Here is a 15,929-nt window from a genome sequence, read left to right on the forward strand (position 1 = left end):
GCCGACGTTTATCTACGTTTAAAGGGCGCTTAATTCCTCAGTTTAAGTTACCAACGAGCCAGTAAATTTAGACAAAGGTACTTGCCATGGACGCTCCTCAACGACGAAGATTCGCTGGCTGGGCACTCTTCGCCCTCGCTGTCGTACTGTTTTTACTGAGTCTGCCCTTGGTTATCGGCGGTGGCTACCTGCTTTACCTCGGGGGTTCGCCTTATTTCCTCTTGGCCGGTATCGCCATCCTGTTTTCAGCCGTGTTGATTTGCCGCGACTCTCCCTGGGGCGTTTGGCTCTACGTGGCGACCGTCGCGGTCACATTCGCATGGTCGCTGTGGGAAATTGCCGGTAAAGGATGGATGCCGATATGGCAGGTGGACTTGATGGCGCGAGTGGGAGTTCTCCTAGCATTAATGATTATGGCGCTCTTGCTACTACCCGCCATGTATCGGCGTTTGGGTCGATACCCTCCCGCCAGCATTCGCTATCTAGGCGTTATCGTCTTGGCGGGGTTCGCCGCAGCGTTGGGTCTGTTACTGCTGGGTACCCATACTCAGACCAGCGGCACCACGGCAGACGTGACCAACACCTCCCCCACAGATACGCCAGATTCCACCGACTGGGTCGCTTACGGCGGGACCAATTCAGCTCAGCGATTTTCACCCGCTGCCCAAATCACCCCCGCGAATGCCTCTCAGTTGGAAAAAGCATGGGAGTTCAATACGGGTGATGAACCGCATAGTGATGCTACTCCCTATGCCTTTCAAAACACCCCCCTTAAGGTCAACGGTAGTATCTACGTATGCACCCAAAGCAATCAGATATTTGCCTTAGACCCCTCTACTGGCGAGCAGCAATGGCATTTCGATCCTCAAGTGGAACGTGAAGCGCTGGAGCACGTATTCTCGGCTGCCTGTCGTTCGCTAGCCTACTACGAAGCTTCAGAGGAGATAGATCAGTGCGCCCACCGTATTTTAATGGGCACTATGGATGGACGTTTAATGGCTTTGGATGCTGAGGAGGGCACGCCTTGTAATGATTTCGGCGAACAGGGCACGGTCGATCTTTACGAACATATGGACCCCCAAGCCCCTGGATACCTTTCCAATACTTCAGGCCCCACGGTAGTCAACGACGTGGTGGTGGTCGGCCATCAGGTCACCGATAATCAGCGCCGCGACGGTCCGTCCGGTGCCGTGCGTGCCTACGATGCTGTTACTGGCGAGCGGCGTTGGACCTGGGATTCCGTGTGGACAACGCCGGACCAGCAACCAGATGAAGGCGAAGTCTACCCACGCGGCACACCTAATGTTTGGTCAGCAATTTCTGCTGATGAGGACCTAGGGCTGGTTTATCTTCCTACTGGCAATTCTACCAACGACCAGTTTGGTGGGGATCGCCAGCCAGCAGAAGATGAGTTCACCTCCACCCTAGTTGCCGTGGATGCACAAACGGGCGAAGTCGAATGGAAATTCACCACCGTTATACATGACCTGTGGGACTACGATCTTGGCGCTCAGCCCGCATTGATTGATTACCCCACATCAGACGATGCGCGCCAAGCTGTGGTTCAAGCTACCAAGTACGGTCAGGTCTTTGTCTTCGACCGAGCCACTGGAGAGCCGCTTTCTCCAGTTGAAGAACGACCGGTTCCCCAGGGCACCATCGAAGGTGACTGGACCTCTGAGGTGCAGCATTTTTCACCGGGCATGCCGAGTTTCGGCTCGCTTCCAGGTCAGCCGGTTGAGCATTTAACCGGGGCACACACATGGGGGGCCACACCGGTCGACCACCTCTACTGTCGCATCCAATATCAACGTATGCGCTACGAAGGGATGTTTACCCCACCTACCCTTGATGGCGGGGGAATGCTTCAGTTCCCAGGCATTCTAGGAGGTATTAATTGGGGCAGCGCCTCCTTCGATGATGGGCGCAACCTTATGATCGTCAACAACAATCGTATGCCTTCGCGTGTTGTGCTCTACCCGCGAGATGAAGCCGACGAGATGGAAAATATTGCCCCGATTGGTGATCAGGACGCCAGCTATATAGACCAGCAAGCACAACCTATGCGCGGTGCTCCGGTAGCAGCTGAGCGTGGAGCTTGGCTCTCTCCAATCGATATGCCCTGTACTGCACCTCCCTGGGGGTTTATTAGTGCCACCGACCTCAATAGTGGTGAAATAGTCTGGTCCAGGCCTCTGGGCACCAGTGTTGATCAAGGTCCATTCGGTATACCTTCGCGCTTAAAAATGACGGTGGGTGCACCTACCAGCGGGGGTCCTGTAGCAACCCGTGGCGGCATGACGTTCATCGGTGCAACCATGGATGACTACCTACGAGGCTTTGATAGCGCGAATGGGAGAATGGTTTGGGAGCAACGCCTCCCCGCTGGCGGGCAGGCTACTCCTATGACCTATATGCACGAGGGGCGCCAGTACGTAGTCATCGCAGCAGGCGGCTCTTTCCAAGCCCAAACCACACTGGGGGATAGCGTGGTTGCCTATGCGCTTCCGGAGTAATAAAAGATTAAATAACCGTTTTCCCTGTCATCCTGAGGAGTGGGCAGAGTTAGTTAGCAGTCGTTGGTTAATAACTGCTTTACCTGGCAATAAATTACTTTTGTTAGCAACTAATGAGTTACTTAATAATCGGTTATACTATAATTATGCTTAGTTGATGGAATAATAATGACGTCAGGAAGCCTGATATGACCAATACCCCTCAAAATGCACCCGGGCAAGAGTGGAATGCTAGCGTCTACGCCCAAAATGCTAACTTTGTCTCCAAGCTAGGCAGCGAAGTGGTCAAGTTATTGTCACCCCAACCCGGCGAGCGTATTTTGGATCTTGGCTGTGGCGACGGTTCGCTGACTGAGGGCCTCGTCCAGCTAGGCGCCGATGTGCTGGGCGTAGATGCTTCAGAAGATATGGTAAATGCGGCACGCGAGCGCGGCGTTACCGCACGCGTGGTCGATGGCCATCAGTTGCCCTTTGATCACGAGTTTGACGCCGTGTTTAGCAACGCCGCACTGCACTGGATGCTTGACCCTCAGACTGTTTTGGCAGGCGTTAAGCGGGCGTTGAAGCCAGGGGGCCGGTTTGTGGCTGAGTTTGGTGGCCATGGCAATGTAGCCGCTATTTGCACCGCCCTGATTGCAGCCTTGCAGTTCCGCGGCATTAGCGCGCGCGGGCGCCATCCCTGGTACTTTCCTACCACACATGAGTACGGCCATATACTGGAAACCGTAGGTTTCAAAGTAGAAAGCATTGAGCTGATTCCTCGCCCCACGCCCTTGCCTACGGGCATGACTGGATGGCTTGAAACGTTTGCCAGCCCGTTTTTACATGGGCTTGATGAAGATGTGCGAGAGGCCGTGCTGGAAAATACCTTAACGCTTTTAGGCCACAGCCTACGGGATGCGCAAGGAAACTGGACAGCCGATTATGTACGCCTGCGCGTTTCAGCCCGGGCATAAAAACTGACAAGCTTCTAAATAAAAAAGCCGCCAATATCGATATGAAACCTGACAACGAGAAATTAAAAAGTACTGCTATTGATAGTTCAGTCAGCGCTAAAAAGTCCTCACCTCTGAGCAGTACTGACGGTGCCCCCTAAAAAATCAACTCCCGACAAACCTGCCGCTACTAAGAGCCAAGCTGTCCAGCACGATCAAACTGAAACATAAACGGGTGATAGGAGCCTTGTTGTTATCTGCATGCCTAACGGTACTGGGCACATACGCTACAAGCGGGATCACGGCGAACTTGAAAATGCCGCCATTGTCCGCTTAAACCGTCAAAAGTGGACAGCCCCTGGTGAGTAGTGCCTGCGCCGCTTAGTAGTTTGAAGGCTTCAATCGCTTGAAAGCTGCCGATCAAGCCTACCAGTGGCGCCATGACTCCACTCTCTGCGCAACTAAGAGCTTCGTCACCACTGTCATCGGGTGGATATAAGCAAGCGTAGCAAGGGCACTCGACATTGCGAGGGTCAAAGACGGCCAGCTGGCCTGAAAAACGAATGGCTGCGCCGGAAATCAATGGAACTCCGGCCTTTTGTGACGCCGCATTGACGGCATAACGGCTTGAAAAACGGTCGGTACAATCCAGTACCACGTCCGCTGAAGCCACTAAGCGCTCAAGCGCTGCGCCTTCTACATGCTGGTCTATCGCCACGATGTCACAGTACGGATTAAGCGCTTGCATGCTGGCCTGGGCGGATTGGGCTTTATTTACTCCTACGCTTGCCTGCTGATGGGCAATTTGGCGTTGAAGATTAGAAAGTTCGACGTGATCGGCATCCGCGATGGTGATCCGCCCTACCCCAGCAGCCGCTAAATAAAGCGCCGCTGGCGAGCCTAAGCCACCTGCCCCAATAATCACGGCGTGAGCAGATAGCAGGCGCTCTTGGCCCTCGATATCCACTTCGGGCAGCATGATTTGACGGCTATAGCGCAACAGTGCCTGATCATCCATCATCGGCTTATTTATCCTCAAATTCCTCGAAGGCGGGGATGTGTAAATTGAAACTCTCTTTCACCTCTTCCATCACCACATAACTTTTTGACTCTTTCACCCCAGGAAGCGTTAACACCACATCGCCCAACAGTTGGCGATAGGCCGACATTTCGGGAATACGGCACTTTAAAATGTAGTCGAACTGACCTGATACTAAATGACACTCTTGAATCTGGGGTAGTTTCTCGACCGCGCGGCGGAATTCATCAAATACGGCGGGCGATTGTGTTTCTAAACTGATTTCGACAAAGACTAATAAATTGGCCTTCAAGGCACGCGGATCGAGAATTGCCTGATAGCCGCGAATAATGCCAGCCTTCTCCAAGCGTTTGACCCGCTCAAGACAAGGGGTTGTGGATAACCCTACTTCCGAGGCCAAATCAACATATGAAATACGCGCATTGTCCTGCAAACAGCGCAGGATTTTAAGATCGATACGGTCCAGCGTTCTATTTTTAGGTTTCATGCCAGAGTCTCTTGCTAAAGGTTGTACTAAATGGCGCTGAGTGATCAGACCATTTATATACAAATTCTAATCAATCAGTTAGTTATTAAAATAGCCTCTCAACATCAGCGCTTGAGGATTTGCAGCGGTTGTTGATGTTAGCGCTGTCGTTTTAACCCGTTGAGTTTAAGTGGCTGTTATTAGACGCCCTAGGGTAACCCGTTCATGCCCTCCCAGGTCACGCACACTTTCAACGTTCTGATAGCCAGCACTGCTCAGTGCCATGCGTACCTTTTCCGCCTGTGTATAACCGTGTTCAAGCAGCAGCCAGCCGGACGCTGTCAAATAGTGCCGAGCAGACTGCACCAAGTGCAACAAATCCGCCATGCCATCAGCGTTTGCAACCAGCGCAGAGCGAGGCTCAAAACGCACATCGCCTTCGGCAAGGTGAGGGTCATCGGCAGCAATATAAGGCGGGTTGCTAACGATAATATCGAAAAGCGTACCGGCCTCAGCATCGCTTTCCAGCGCGCTAAACCAATCACTCAACAGAAAATGAGCGTTGGTAATACCCAAGGCTTTCGCGTTGTTTTCTGCCAGCTCGACCGCCTCATCGCGCACATCGACGCCTAGCACTTGCCAATCGGGCTGCTCACTGGCAAACGCCAGCGCAATGGCGCCAGTGCCGGTTCCAAGGTCAAGCAGACGGCCAGTGGGCAAAGTTGCTCGACTAAGTGCAAGCTCAACTAACGTTTCAGTATCGGGACGGGGAATTAACGTATTGGGAGAGGTCGCTAAGCGCAGCCCCCAGAATTCACGCGCGCCGGTTAGGTAGGCCACTGGTGTGCCCTGGACACGTGCGTCAATGAGTGCATCGAAGCGCGAATGCTCCTGGGAGGAACACATTTTATCGCCCCAGGTGTAAAGCCAGGTACGATCCCGCTCAAGCACATGGCACATCAGTACTTCAGCATCAACACGCGGCGAGGTAGACCCCGCCGCCTGTAACCTTTGTGCCGCCTGTTTCAACAGCGCATCAAGCGACATTAGACATCCTGAAGGGCTGAAAGCTGTTCCGCTTGATACTCGTGAATCAGCGGATTAATCACATCGTCCAACTGCTCGCCACTGACCACTTCATTCAGTTTATACAGGGTCAAGTTAATACGGTGATCGGTGATGCGACCTTGCGGGAAGTTGTAGGTGCGGATGCGTTCGCTGCGATCCCCCGAGCCCACCAGCGAGCGGCGGGCATCGGCTTGCTCCTGACGCTGGGAATCTACCGCATTGCGTTTGAGCTTGGCTGCCAGCAGCGACATCGCTTTGGCACGGTTTTTATGCTGGCTGCGCTCTTCCTGGCATTCCACCACCACACCGGTAGGCAGGTGAGTAATGCGGATCGCAGAGTCCGTGGTGTTAACGTGCTGACCACCGGCACCGCTGGAGCGGTAGGTGTCCACGCGCAGATCCGAAGGGTTAATATCGATATCGCCAACGTCTTCGACTTCTGGCATCACCGCCACGGTGCAAGCAGAGGTGTGAATACGGCCCTGAGATTCGGTCGCCGGTACGCGCTGAACCCGGTGGGCGCCAGATTCAAATTTTAGCTGGGCGTAAACACCATCGCCCTTCACCCGGGAGATGATTTCTTTGTAACCGCCCTGCTCACCGTGGCTGGCGCTGACGATTTCGACCCGCCAACCGCGCTTTTCCGCATAACGCGAATACATGCGGAACAGATCACCGGCAAAGATAGCAGCCTCGTCGCCGCCGGTTCCTGCGCGTACTTCTAAAAACACCCCACGCCCATCGTCAGGGTCTTTCGGCACCAGCAGACGCTTAAGCTCAATATCTAATTCTTCTAACCGCTCACGCCCTTCGCTCAGTTCCATCTCCGCCAATTCGCGCATGTCAGCGTCGCTGTCGCGGCTAAGCTGCTCGGCTTCATGCATATTGGTTTCAATGTCACGATAGCGCTGCCACGCGGCCACCAGCTCCTCTAACTCGGAGTATTCTCGTGAGTAGTCGCGAAAGCGCTGCTGGTTATTGATCACTTCAGGATCAGACAGCAGCATCGCCAGCTCTTCAAAGCGTTCTGTAAAGCTGTCTAAGCGTTGGCGCAAAGTCTCTTTCATGCGGGCGTATCATCCTTCTGGCGTTTAACCGGGGGCGCTGGCGTGGTTTCAAAGGCTGGTTTTATGGGCAACAGCAGGCGCGGCGCGGCATTCAGCAACTCGTGGTGCTCTTCTGATGCGGCATCACGTATGGCTTGAGTCGGCTGGTGCAACAGGCGATTGGTCAATTGATGCGCCAAGCGCTCAATGACTTTAGCAGGGTCTTCACCGCGCGCCAGCCGCTCTAACGCTTGATCGCGTGAAAGATCACGCAGCGCCTCGCCATGCTGACGATAGTCGCGAATCAACTCTCCGCCGTTGCGAATGCGTCGCTCATGCTGCCAACTGCCCACCCCGTGTTCAATCAACGACTCGGCTTGATCGGCGGCGACTTGGCGATGGCGGCGATTCTCTTGAATCACCTCTTCCAGATCGTCGACGGTATAGAGGAATACATCGGCCAACTCGCCCACTTCGGGTTCGATATCACGCGGCACGGCGATATCGACCATAAATACCGGCCGATGACGACGCTTCTTGAGCGCCCGCTCCACCATCCCTTTACCGAGGATAGGCAGCGGGGCCGCGGTGGAAGAGATGACGATATCGGCATGTTCAAGGGCTTCAGGAATTTCTTGCAGGGTAATCGCCGTACCCCCCAAGGGGCCTGCCACGAGCTCCGCACGTTCGCGGGTGCGGTTGGCAACAGTAAGCTGGCGAACACCGGCTTCGTGTAAATGCCGAGCGACCAGTTCGATGGTTTCACCAGCGCCAATAAGTAACGCACGTGAACGGCTAAAATCATCAAAAATGCGGCTGGCCATACTGACCGCCGCGTAGGCCACTGAGACAGGGTTTTTGCCAATACCGGTTTCAGTACGTACCTGTTTGGCCACCGCAAAGGTGTGCTGGAAGAGGCGTTCAAGCTCACCGCCCAACCCTTTCGACTCACGCGCCTGTTGATAGGCATCTTTCAACTGGCCCAGAATCTGCGGCTCGCCCAACACCATGGAATCCAGGCCAACCGCTACGCGCATTAAATGGCGCGCCGCATCGTTGTCTAGATAGTGGTAGGCACAGCGGGTCAGCTCATCGACGCGTAAGTTATGAAAGCGCCCGAGCCAATTGAGTACCGCCTGCTCGCCAGCCGCATCCGTGACGCAGTAAAGCTCCGTGCGGTTGCAGGTCGATAGCACCGCCGCTTCACTAATTTGTGGCAGATTGCGTAATTCAGCCAACGCAGTGTCAAGCTGCGCGGGCGAAAAAGCCACCTGCTCACGCACGGCCACGCTGGCGGTACGATGATTTATTCCCAAGGCAAGAAGCGTCATGCGTTATGCGTCTTCGCTAGTGTGTCGGACTTTCGCCGACCGCCGGTCTTAAAGCGGCCGCACCGTCAATTAGGGCTTGCTCAAACAAGTCTTTGGTGTGGTTCAAGCGCTGCCTATAAAATAGGCATAAAGATTGCTGACCACTTTTTCAAGGAGGAACATTCTATCACAGCAGGCTATCATCTGGCCCACACCACTTTGCCGCAGGCAGGCAAGCCGCTATGCTGAGCATTCGGCCACTTAATCGAGAGACGCATGCGACCTCGCTTTTCATTATCGGGCCCTGTATTAATGGGCTCTACCTGTTCAGGCTTCTCATTAGTGAGCTCTATGTTACGGCATTCGATACTACTACCCGTGGCTGCCTCTGCTGCTCTGCTGCTGAGCGGCTGCCAATCTACGCCTAGCCCACAAGACGGCCCCCTCGGCACTTGGGCCGACGATCCGATGCGCAATGCGCCGCCGATCACCCGTGGCTTGGATGCCGCTGGGCTAAGCACGCTGCTCGGCGCCGAGCTTGCTGGCCAGCGTGGCGACTACCGTTACGCAAGCCAGGGCTACCTAGAAGCGGCTAATCGCTATCGCGAGCCAGCGCTTGCCGAACGTGCCACCTTCGCAGCCCGCTTTGGCAATGAAGCCTCATTAATAGAAGCTTCCGCGCTTCGCTGGCGAGAACTTGCCCCCCAGGCAGAAGCACCCAATCGCCTGTTGGCGGCTTTTTCGCTACAGCGCGGCGATTGGCTCGACAGCCTTGAACAGCGCATTGCTATTGTTGAAGCTGGCGGTCACGGCGATGTCACCGCCTTTGCAGAGATCGCGGTGGCTGAAGAGGCGCCATTGACGCTGATCGCCCAGCAACTGCGAGAGCATTTAGCCCAGCCCAACGCTGACCAGTTAGAACATCACAGCGATGTACTGCTGGGCACAGCATTGATTGAAGCCGCCCTTGGCGACACCGCCGTTGCCCAGCGGCGGCTTGATCAAGTCGCGCTGTTGGACCCTGAATCAGCGGCGTTATGGTTAGCAAGAGCACGCCTTGCGCTAGAGACAGAAGACTACTCGGCTGCTCAGCGGGCGGCACAACAGGGCTTGGAACTCGCGCCTGACGATGTGCGATTTATTTTGCTACTGGCCCAGGCAGAGATTCGCCTCAACAACATCAGTGCGGCCGAGACGCAAACTAACGCACTGCTGGAGAGTCATGGCGGTAACCAGGATCTACGTTTATCGCTGGCACAGCTGTATCTGGAAGAGGGGCACCCCGAACCCGCCCAACGCCTGCTGCAGCCGCTGATTGGCCAGCCAGAGGTGCCGAATCTAGCCTATTACCTGCTCGGGGCGATTATCCAGGCCCAAGGCGATACCGACAACGCGCTACTTTATTACCGCCAAGTCAACGAGGGGGATGAATTTGTGCCCGCTCGCGCGGCTGCGGCGAAAATGTTGATTGAAGAAGGCCGCCTGCTTGATGCCCGTGCTTTTCTGCGCATCGAACGGATGCGTTTTGACAGCTACTTTACCGAGTTGGTGATGCTCGAAGTTCAGTTGTTGGACGAAACCAATCAGACCGAAGAGGCCAATGCGCTATTAGACCGTGAAATCACCCGCACACCGGATGATGCTTCACTACTTTATATGCGCGCTATGCGCCGCTGGGAAGCTGGCGACATTGCGGGAATGGAGGCTGATTTACGTCAAGTGCTGCGCACCGACCCTGACAATGCCGAAGCGCTCAATGCGCTGGGTTACACGCTGGCCGATCTCAACCTGCCTGGGCGCCTACAAGAGGCGTTTGAACTGATTGAGCGCGCCTACGAAGCCGACCCAGACAACCCCGCCGTACTCGATAGCATGGGCTGGGTCTATTTCCGCCTTGGGCAGCCAGAAGAAGCGCTTCCCTGGCTTGAAAGCGCCTATACACAGATACCCGATCAAGAAGTCGCTGCCCATTTAGCCGAGGTCTTGCAGGCACTAGGCCGTGAAGAAGAGGCGCGCCGTCTGATCGAGCAGATTATGCAGCGAACCAACCTGCATCCGCAGATTGACGATTTGCTTAAGCGCTATCCTGAACTAACACCCCAAGCGACACCCTAACGCTACACCAACCGATTAAGCGCACCGATCATGCTACTCTTGCGCCGTCATCACCTAACATGGAGCCTGTTTATGCCGACACTGACGTCCCTTCCTTTACGCTCACCCGTTGCACTTCCTTCCCCGCGGCTATGGATTGTGGGTCTTACTCTCTTACTCCTTGCTGGGTGCGCTTCGCAAGGCCCGGTAGATGAAAGTGGCCGACAAGCAGGCCAGTGGGAGCGGCAGCAGGCTGAGGTAGAGGCATTTGACACCTGGACTCTAGTGGGCAAAGCGGGCTTGCGTACCTCGCAAGAGAACGTCAGCGCTAACCTGGACTGGAATCAGACCCCTTACTATTTCCGCATGCTGATCAGCGGACCGTTTGGTGGCGGGCGCAATGTGCTTGAGGGTCGTGAAGGTCGCTTCTCGCTCTCCAATAGTGACGGACGCTTTGAAGCAGAAACGCCGGAAGCCTTAATGGAAGAGCAGCTTGGCTGGTCCCTACCTGTTAGCGCCATGCCTGACTGGGTACGCGGCCTACCCGGCGAAAATGACAACTATCAGATGGAAACCGATGAACTCGGCTTCCCCAGCCACTTGACACAAAACGGTTGGGAAATTGACTACCGCGACTGGGAACAGTTTGAAGGCATGTGGCTGCCGCGCCGGTTAATCATGAACTACGACGATGTACGTATCACGCTGGTCGTTAATCAGTGGCAAGCCAGCGACGAGTAAACCGTTTAAATGAATGCGAAACTTACCTTACCCGCCCCGGCCAAGCTTAACCGCATGCTGCATATCGTGGGCCGTCGTGAAGACGGCTACCACACACTGCAAACGCTTTTTCAGTTTATCGACCTTAATGATCACCTTATGCTGGCTGCCCGCGATGATGGAGAGATCCATCTACCCCATGAGGTCAGCGGCGTAAACCACGATGACAATCTGATTGTGCGTGCCGCCCGTTTATTGCAGCGCCACAGCGGCACTCGACTAGGGGCGACCCTTTCCATACAAAAACAGTTGCCCATGGGCGGCGGCTTAGGTGGCGGCAGTTCCAACGCGGCCACCACGCTAGTGGGGCTCAATCACCTCTGGCAGCTTCATCTGTCGTTAGACGAATTAGCACGCTTAGGGCTGCAGCTGGGGGCCGACGTGCCAGTCTTTGTGCACGGCCATAGTGCCTGGGCTGAGGGGGTGGGCGAGCAGCTTACCGCGGTGACACTGGATACCCCTTGGTTCGCCATTATTCATCCCGGCATAAGTGTGTCTACACTTGACGTCTTCCAAGACCCCCAATTGACACGTGACAGCCGCCCCATTACTATGGCGCGCGCACTGCAGGGGGGAGCGCCGGAGTGGCGCAACGACTGTGAAGCCGTCGTAAAGGAACGCTATCCGCCAATTGCGGAAGCCCTTGATTGGCTCGCACAGTACGCACCTAGTCGGTTGACCGGCACGGGCGCTTGTTTGTTTGCTGCTTTTGAGACGCAGCAAGCAGCACAGGCAATCGCGCAATTAGCGGGTCAACGTTGGCCGACATGGGTAGCACGCGGACTCAACACCTCTCCCCTACATGATGCTCTGGGCTATTTATAGTAGTCCAGCTCTGGGCAGTTAAAAGCGCCCGGTCAGCGCGTTAGGTTATTGCTGGGGTATCGCCAAGTGGTAAGGCACCGGTTTTTGGTATCGGCATTCCCAGGTTCGAATCCTGGTACCCCAGCCAACCCAACAATGGCCTGCGTTTTTCCCCTGATCCCCAACACTGCAAAGGTGGCTGCGCGTGTCAAAATTGATGGTTTTCGCCGGGAATGCTAATCCCGCACTCGCTCAAAAAATTGCCGAGAGCTTAGACAGCCGTATGGGTAATGCTACGGTGGGTCAATTCAGCGACGGCGAAATCGCAGTCGAGATCAATGAGAACGTGCGCGGTAAGGATGTTTTCATCCTGCAATCCACCTGTGCACCGACCAACGACAATCTGATGGAGTTGATCCTGATGGTCGACGCACTGCGTCGCGCCTCGGCAACTCGTATCACCGCCGTTTTGCCCTACTTTGGCTATGCACGCCAGGATCGCCGTGTGCGTTCGGCACGTGTACCTATTTCCGCCAAAGTGGTTGCCGACATGATGGTCAAAGCAGGCGTTGACCGGGTAATGACCATGGATCTACACGCTGATCAGATCCAGGGCTTCTTTGATGTTCCGGTCGACAACGTCTACGGCTCGCCCATCCTGCTAGATGACATCGAGCGCCAGAATTACAGTGACCTTGTTGTGGTCTCGCCTGACGTTGGCGGCGTTGTTCGTGCCCGGGCCATCGCCAAACAGTTAAATGCCGATCTCGCCATTATCGACAAGCGTCGCCCCCAGGCTAATCAAGCCCAGGTGATGCACATTATTGGTGAGATTGAAGGCCGCACCTGCGTCGTGGTCGACGATATGATCGACACCGCAGGCACGCTATGTAAAGCCGGTGAGGCGCTCAAAGATCACGGCGCCAAGCGCGTAGTGGCTTATGCAACGCACCCGATTCTGTCCGGCCCAGCGGTCGATAATATTACCAACTCCGTCCTGGATGAAGTGGTGGTGACCGACACCATCCCGCTATCTGACGTTGCCCGTCGTAGCGGAAAAATTCGCCAGTTGAGCGTTGCCGGCCTTATCGCGGAAGCGATTCGTCGGGTCAGCAACGAAGAATCTGTCAGCGCGATGTTCCACTAAACGCCTGACGATATAGCCCCCTTTTGGGGCCACGGAAACGCCAGCGTCTGGTCGCGGTCGGTGGCGTCTTCCTTACTTAAACTAAGAGGCAATTCCATGTCTGATTTTATCCTGAAAGCCAGCGTTCGTAACGACCTGGGGAAAGGTGCGAGCCGCCGCCTGCGTCGTGCGAACCAGCAAGTACCTGCCGTTGTATACGGTGGTGAAAAAGGCGCGCAGTCTATCTCTGTAGAAAAAACTGCTTTCTACAAAGCGATTGAAGACGAGTCCTTCTTCTCCTCGGTCATCAAATTGATGATCGAAGGCAAAGAAGAGCAAGTGGTTGTTCGTGACCTGCAGCGTCACCCGTTCAAGCCGTTGCTAACGCACGCCGACTTTCTGCGCGTTGATGCTACCCACGAAATCACCATGAACGTGCCGCTGCATGTGACGGGCGAAGAAGCGTGTGTAGGCATTAAAGACCAAGGCGGTGAACTGCACGTACTGGCCAACGAAATTGCGATCAGCTGCTTGCCGAAAGATCTGCCTGACTTCATTGAAGTCGATATCGCTGCTGTTGAGCTTGGCACTACGCTGCACCTGTCTGACCTTACCCTGCCGGCCGGCGTCACTTCTGTTGACCTGTCCCACGGTGAAGAGCACGACAATGCAGTACTGAGCGTCACCAAAGTAAAAGTACGTACTGAAGAAGATGAAGACGGTGAAGGCGAAGGTGAAGAAGATTCCGGCGCCGAGTAAGCAGTCCCGTTAAGCATTTCCGAGGGCCATGCCTGCATGGCTCTCGTAATGCTGACATGATGTTAGAATCAAGCGCCTCGGCGCTTGATTTTTTTTAGGGCTGGCGCTGGCGCGGTGTCAAAAATTTCTCCTAGAAATGGGTATGAGGTGGGAATATGAGCCAGGTAAAGGCCATTATTGGATTAGGTAACCCCGGCGCGGAGTATGACGCCACTCGCCATAACGCCGGCTTCTGGTTGGTCGATGCAATTGCGCGCAGCGCGCATGCAGAGTTGCGCCCGGAAAAGAAGTTTTTTGGCCACTATGCCAAAGTCCGCCTAGGCGACCATGAGCTGCACCTACTCAACCCCGCCACCTTTATGAATCGCAGTGGTGCCGCAGTAGCGGCCTTAAGCCAATTTTTCAAACTGACGCCCGACAATTTGTTGGTCGCCCACGATGAACTTGACCTTCCGCCAGGGCAGGCACGCTACAAAACTGGCGGTGGGCACGGCGGCCATAATGGCCTACGCGATATCATTAGCGCGCTAGGCGATCAAAAACAGTTTCACCGGCTACGTATCGGGATTGGCCACCCTGGCGAGGCACGCCAGGTCACTAACTATGTACTGGGGCGGCCCGGCAAGGCCGAACAAGAAGCGATCACTCGCGCCATTGATGAGTGCATCACCACGTTGCCATTAGCGCTAGCGGGAGACTGGGCCAAAGCGATGAACCAGTTACACAGCCTTAAGTCAGAATAAACGCTGTCGAAAGCTGGCTAGTGACGCCGGTAGCTGACGGCTAGCGCATCTCGTAGAATGGCGATTATATTTACGCCCTACCACCTTATTTTCAGGAACATTTTATGGGTTTCAATTGCGGCATCGTCGGCCTGCCTAACGTCGGCAAGTCCACGCTATTTAATGCACTGACGAAGTCAGGCATCGATGCAGAAAACTTCCCTTTCTGCACCATTGAGCCAAACGTCGGTATCGTTCCGATGCCGGACCCGCGCCTTGATAAGCTCGCCGAGATCGTCAAGCCGCAAAAAGTACTGCCGACCACCATGGAGTTCGTTGATATTGCGGGCTTGGTCGCTGGCGCTTCCAAAGGCGAAGGCTTGGGCAACAAATTCCTGGCCAACATCCGTGAAACCCAGGCAATTGCCCACGTGGTGCGCTGCTTCGATAACGACAATGTTATCCATGTAGCCAATCAGGTCGATCCTCGCGCCGATATCGAAACGATCAATTTAGAGTTGGCGCTTGCGGATCTTGATACCGTCGAAAAAGCCAGCCAGCGCCTGGTACGTTCGGTAAAAGGCGGCGATAAAGACGCCATTGCCACCAAGGCGATTCTTGACCGTATTCAGCCCCATGTTGCAGAGGGCTTGCCGCTGCGCAGCTTTGGTTTGAGCGAAGAAGAGCAGCGTCAGGTTAAGAGCTTCGGCTTTTTAACCCTGAAGCCCACCATGTACATCGCCAACGTCAATGAAGACGGTTTCGAGAACAATCCCTACCTGGATATTGTTAATGAAATTGCCGCCGAGGAAGGCGCGCTGGTAGTCCCCGTGTGCAATCAGCTGGAAGCTGAAATCGCCGAGCTGGACGATGAAGAACGCTCCATGTTCCTGAGTGAGATGGGCATGGATGAGCCGGGCCTTGACCGAGTCATTCGCGCAGGGTACTCACTGCTGGGTCTACAAACCTACTTCACTGCCGGTGTTAAAGAAGTTCGCGCCTGGACAGTGAAAGAAGGCGCAACAGCCCCAGAAGCAGCAGGTGTCATTCACACCGACTTCCAGAAAGGCTTTATTCGTGCCGAAGTCGTCGCTTATGACGATTTTGTTTCGCTGGGTGGCGAGCAAGGCGCTAAAGATGCTGGCAAGTGGCGCCTGGAAGGGAAAGAGTACATTGTTAAAGATGGCGACGTAGTGCACTTCCGTTTTAATGTATAAAACGGCGACGCCCACATTCTCAGCAATAAAACATTGACTAAAATCAG

General features: G+C 54.8%; 14 protein-coding genes and 1 tRNA gene. 10 read left to right on the forward strand and 5 right to left on the reverse strand.

Going from position 1 to position 15,929, the window contains the following annotated elements; all coding sequences use genetic code 11:
- Window positions 1-86: 86 nt before the first annotated feature.
- Window positions 87-2,516, forward strand: a complete 2,430-nt coding sequence (locus tag HZS80_RS11570) for a membrane-bound PQQ-dependent dehydrogenase, glucose/quinate/shikimate family (RefSeq protein ID WP_179916159.1) — start codon at window positions 87-89, stop codon at window positions 2,514-2,516.
- A gap of 188 nt (window positions 2,517-2,704) precedes the next feature.
- A complete protein-coding gene (locus HZS80_RS11575) occupies window positions 2,705-3,472 on the forward strand; it encodes a class I SAM-dependent methyltransferase (protein ID WP_179916160.1) in 768 nt (255 codons plus the stop codon).
- A 244-nt stretch (window positions 3,473-3,716) separates the two neighbouring features.
- Here the strand turns inward: HZS80_RS11575 and HZS80_RS11580 are convergent, their stop codons facing one another.
- From HZS80_RS11580 to hemA, 5 genes are all read right to left on the reverse strand, one after another.
- Complete coding sequence (locus tag HZS80_RS11580) at window positions 3,717-4,472, reverse strand: HesA/MoeB/ThiF family protein (RefSeq protein WP_179916161.1); 756 nt, start codon at window positions 4,470-4,472, stop codon at window positions 3,717-3,719.
- Window positions 4,473-4,476: 4 nt separating this feature from the next.
- Window positions 4,477-4,977, reverse strand: coding sequence for an Lrp/AsnC ligand binding domain-containing protein (locus HZS80_RS11585; RefSeq protein WP_035586613.1), 501 nt, complete (start codon window positions 4,975-4,977; stop codon window positions 4,477-4,479).
- 165 nt (window positions 4,978-5,142) lie between these two features.
- Window positions 5,143-6,003: a peptide chain release factor N(5)-glutamine methyltransferase gene (prmC, locus tag HZS80_RS11590; protein WP_179916162.1), complete on the reverse strand. Its 861-nt coding sequence runs from the start codon at window positions 6,001-6,003 to the stop codon at window positions 5,143-5,145.
- Window positions 6,003-7,091 (reverse strand): peptide chain release factor 1, encoded by a 1,089-nt coding sequence (gene prfA, locus HZS80_RS11595; protein ID WP_035560128.1) that lies wholly within the window; start codon window positions 7,089-7,091, stop codon window positions 6,003-6,005. The genes prmC and prfA overlap by 1 nt, the downstream gene beginning before the upstream one ends.
- Window positions 7,088-8,401 carry a glutamyl-tRNA reductase gene (gene hemA, locus HZS80_RS11600; protein ID WP_035560125.1) on the reverse strand — a complete coding sequence of 438 codons (1,314 nt, stop codon included), beginning with the start codon at window positions 8,399-8,401 and terminating at the stop codon, window positions 7,088-7,090. Before hemA ends, prfA begins: the two co-directional genes overlap by 4 nt.
- A gap of 330 nt (window positions 8,402-8,731) precedes the next feature.
- On the opposite strand from hemA, the gene HZS80_RS11605 reads away from it, so the two are divergent.
- The 8 genes from HZS80_RS11605 to ychF all read left to right on the forward strand — a co-directional run bounded on the left by HZS80_RS11605 (window position 8,732) and on the right by ychF (window position 15,882).
- Entirely contained in the window at window positions 8,732-10,495 is a 1,764-nt protein-coding gene (locus tag HZS80_RS11605; RefSeq protein WP_246361953.1) for a tetratricopeptide repeat protein, read from the forward strand.
- 72 nt (window positions 10,496-10,567) lie between these two features.
- Window positions 10,568-11,215 carry a lipoprotein insertase outer membrane protein LolB gene (gene lolB, locus HZS80_RS11610; RefSeq protein ID WP_179916163.1) on the forward strand — a complete coding sequence of 216 codons (648 nt, stop codon included), beginning with the start codon at window positions 10,568-10,570 and terminating at the stop codon, window positions 11,213-11,215.
- A gap of 9 nt (window positions 11,216-11,224) precedes the next feature.
- The gene (gene ispE / locus HZS80_RS11615) at window positions 11,225-12,079 is read left to right on the forward strand and encodes a 4-(cytidine 5'-diphospho)-2-C-methyl-D-erythritol kinase (protein ID WP_179916164.1); all 855 of its coding nucleotides are present in this window, start codon (window positions 11,225-11,227) and stop codon (window positions 12,077-12,079) included.
- 52 nt (window positions 12,080-12,131) lie between these two features.
- Window positions 12,132-12,206, forward strand: a tRNA-Gln gene (locus HZS80_RS11620).
- Between the two features lie 57 nt (window positions 12,207-12,263).
- A complete protein-coding gene (locus HZS80_RS11625) occupies window positions 12,264-13,205 on the forward strand; it encodes a ribose-phosphate pyrophosphokinase (RefSeq protein WP_009287569.1) in 942 nt (313 codons plus the stop codon).
- 96 nt (window positions 13,206-13,301) lie between these two features.
- The gene (locus HZS80_RS11630; protein WP_179916165.1) at window positions 13,302-13,943 is read left to right on the forward strand and encodes a 50S ribosomal protein L25/general stress protein Ctc; all 642 of its coding nucleotides are present in this window, start codon (window positions 13,302-13,304) and stop codon (window positions 13,941-13,943) included.
- Between the two features lie 155 nt (window positions 13,944-14,098).
- A complete protein-coding gene (pth, locus tag HZS80_RS11635) occupies window positions 14,099-14,686 on the forward strand; it encodes an aminoacyl-tRNA hydrolase (RefSeq protein WP_179916166.1) in 588 nt (195 codons plus the stop codon).
- A 104-nt stretch (window positions 14,687-14,790) separates the two neighbouring features.
- Complete coding sequence (ychF, locus tag HZS80_RS11640) at window positions 14,791-15,882, forward strand: redox-regulated ATPase YchF (RefSeq protein WP_007113453.1); 1,092 nt, start codon at window positions 14,791-14,793, stop codon at window positions 15,880-15,882.
- The last annotated feature ends 47 nt before the right edge of the window (window positions 15,883-15,929 follow it).

The sequence above is a fragment of the Vreelandella glaciei genome (assembly GCF_013415125.1).
GTDB classification, from domain to species: domain Bacteria; phylum Pseudomonadota; class Gammaproteobacteria; order Pseudomonadales; family Halomonadaceae; genus Vreelandella; species Vreelandella glaciei.

Bases quoted from the DNA above. Each gene is read 5' to 3' on its own strand.
- HZS80_RS11570 (WP_179916159.1), top strand. From the start codon at position 87: ATGGACGCTCCTCAACGACGAAGATTCGCTGGCTGGGCACTCTTCGCC.
- HZS80_RS11575 (WP_179916160.1), top strand. From the start codon at position 2,705: ATGACCAATACCCCTCAAAATGCACCCGGGCAAGAGTGGAATGCTAGC.
- HZS80_RS11580 (WP_179916161.1), bottom strand. From the start codon at position 4,472: ATGATGGATGATCAGGCACTGTTGCGCTATAGCCGTCAAATCATGCTG.
- HZS80_RS11585 (WP_035586613.1), bottom strand. From the start codon at position 4,977: ATGAAACCTAAAAATAGAACGCTGGACCGTATCGATCTTAAAATCCTG.
- prmC (WP_179916162.1), bottom strand. From the start codon at position 6,003: ATGTCGCTTGATGCGCTGTTGAAACAGGCGGCACAAAGGTTACAGGCG.
- prfA (WP_035560128.1), bottom strand. From the start codon at position 7,091: ATGAAAGAGACTTTGCGCCAACGCTTAGACAGCTTTACAGAACGCTTT.
- hemA (WP_035560125.1), bottom strand. From the start codon at position 8,401: ATGACGCTTCTTGCCTTGGGAATAAATCATCGTACCGCCAGCGTGGCC.
- HZS80_RS11605 (WP_246361953.1), top strand. From the start codon at position 8,732: ATGTTACGGCATTCGATACTACTACCCGTGGCTGCCTCTGCTGCTCTG.
- lolB (WP_179916163.1), top strand. From the start codon at position 10,568: ATGCCGACACTGACGTCCCTTCCTTTACGCTCACCCGTTGCACTTCCT.
- ispE (WP_179916164.1), top strand. From the start codon at position 11,225: ATGAATGCGAAACTTACCTTACCCGCCCCGGCCAAGCTTAACCGCATG.
- HZS80_RS11630 (WP_179916165.1), top strand. From the start codon at position 13,302: ATGTCTGATTTTATCCTGAAAGCCAGCGTTCGTAACGACCTGGGGAAA.
- pth (WP_179916166.1), top strand. From the start codon at position 14,099: ATGAGCCAGGTAAAGGCCATTATTGGATTAGGTAACCCCGGCGCGGAG.
- ychF (WP_007113453.1), top strand. From the start codon at position 14,791: ATGGGTTTCAATTGCGGCATCGTCGGCCTGCCTAACGTCGGCAAGTCC.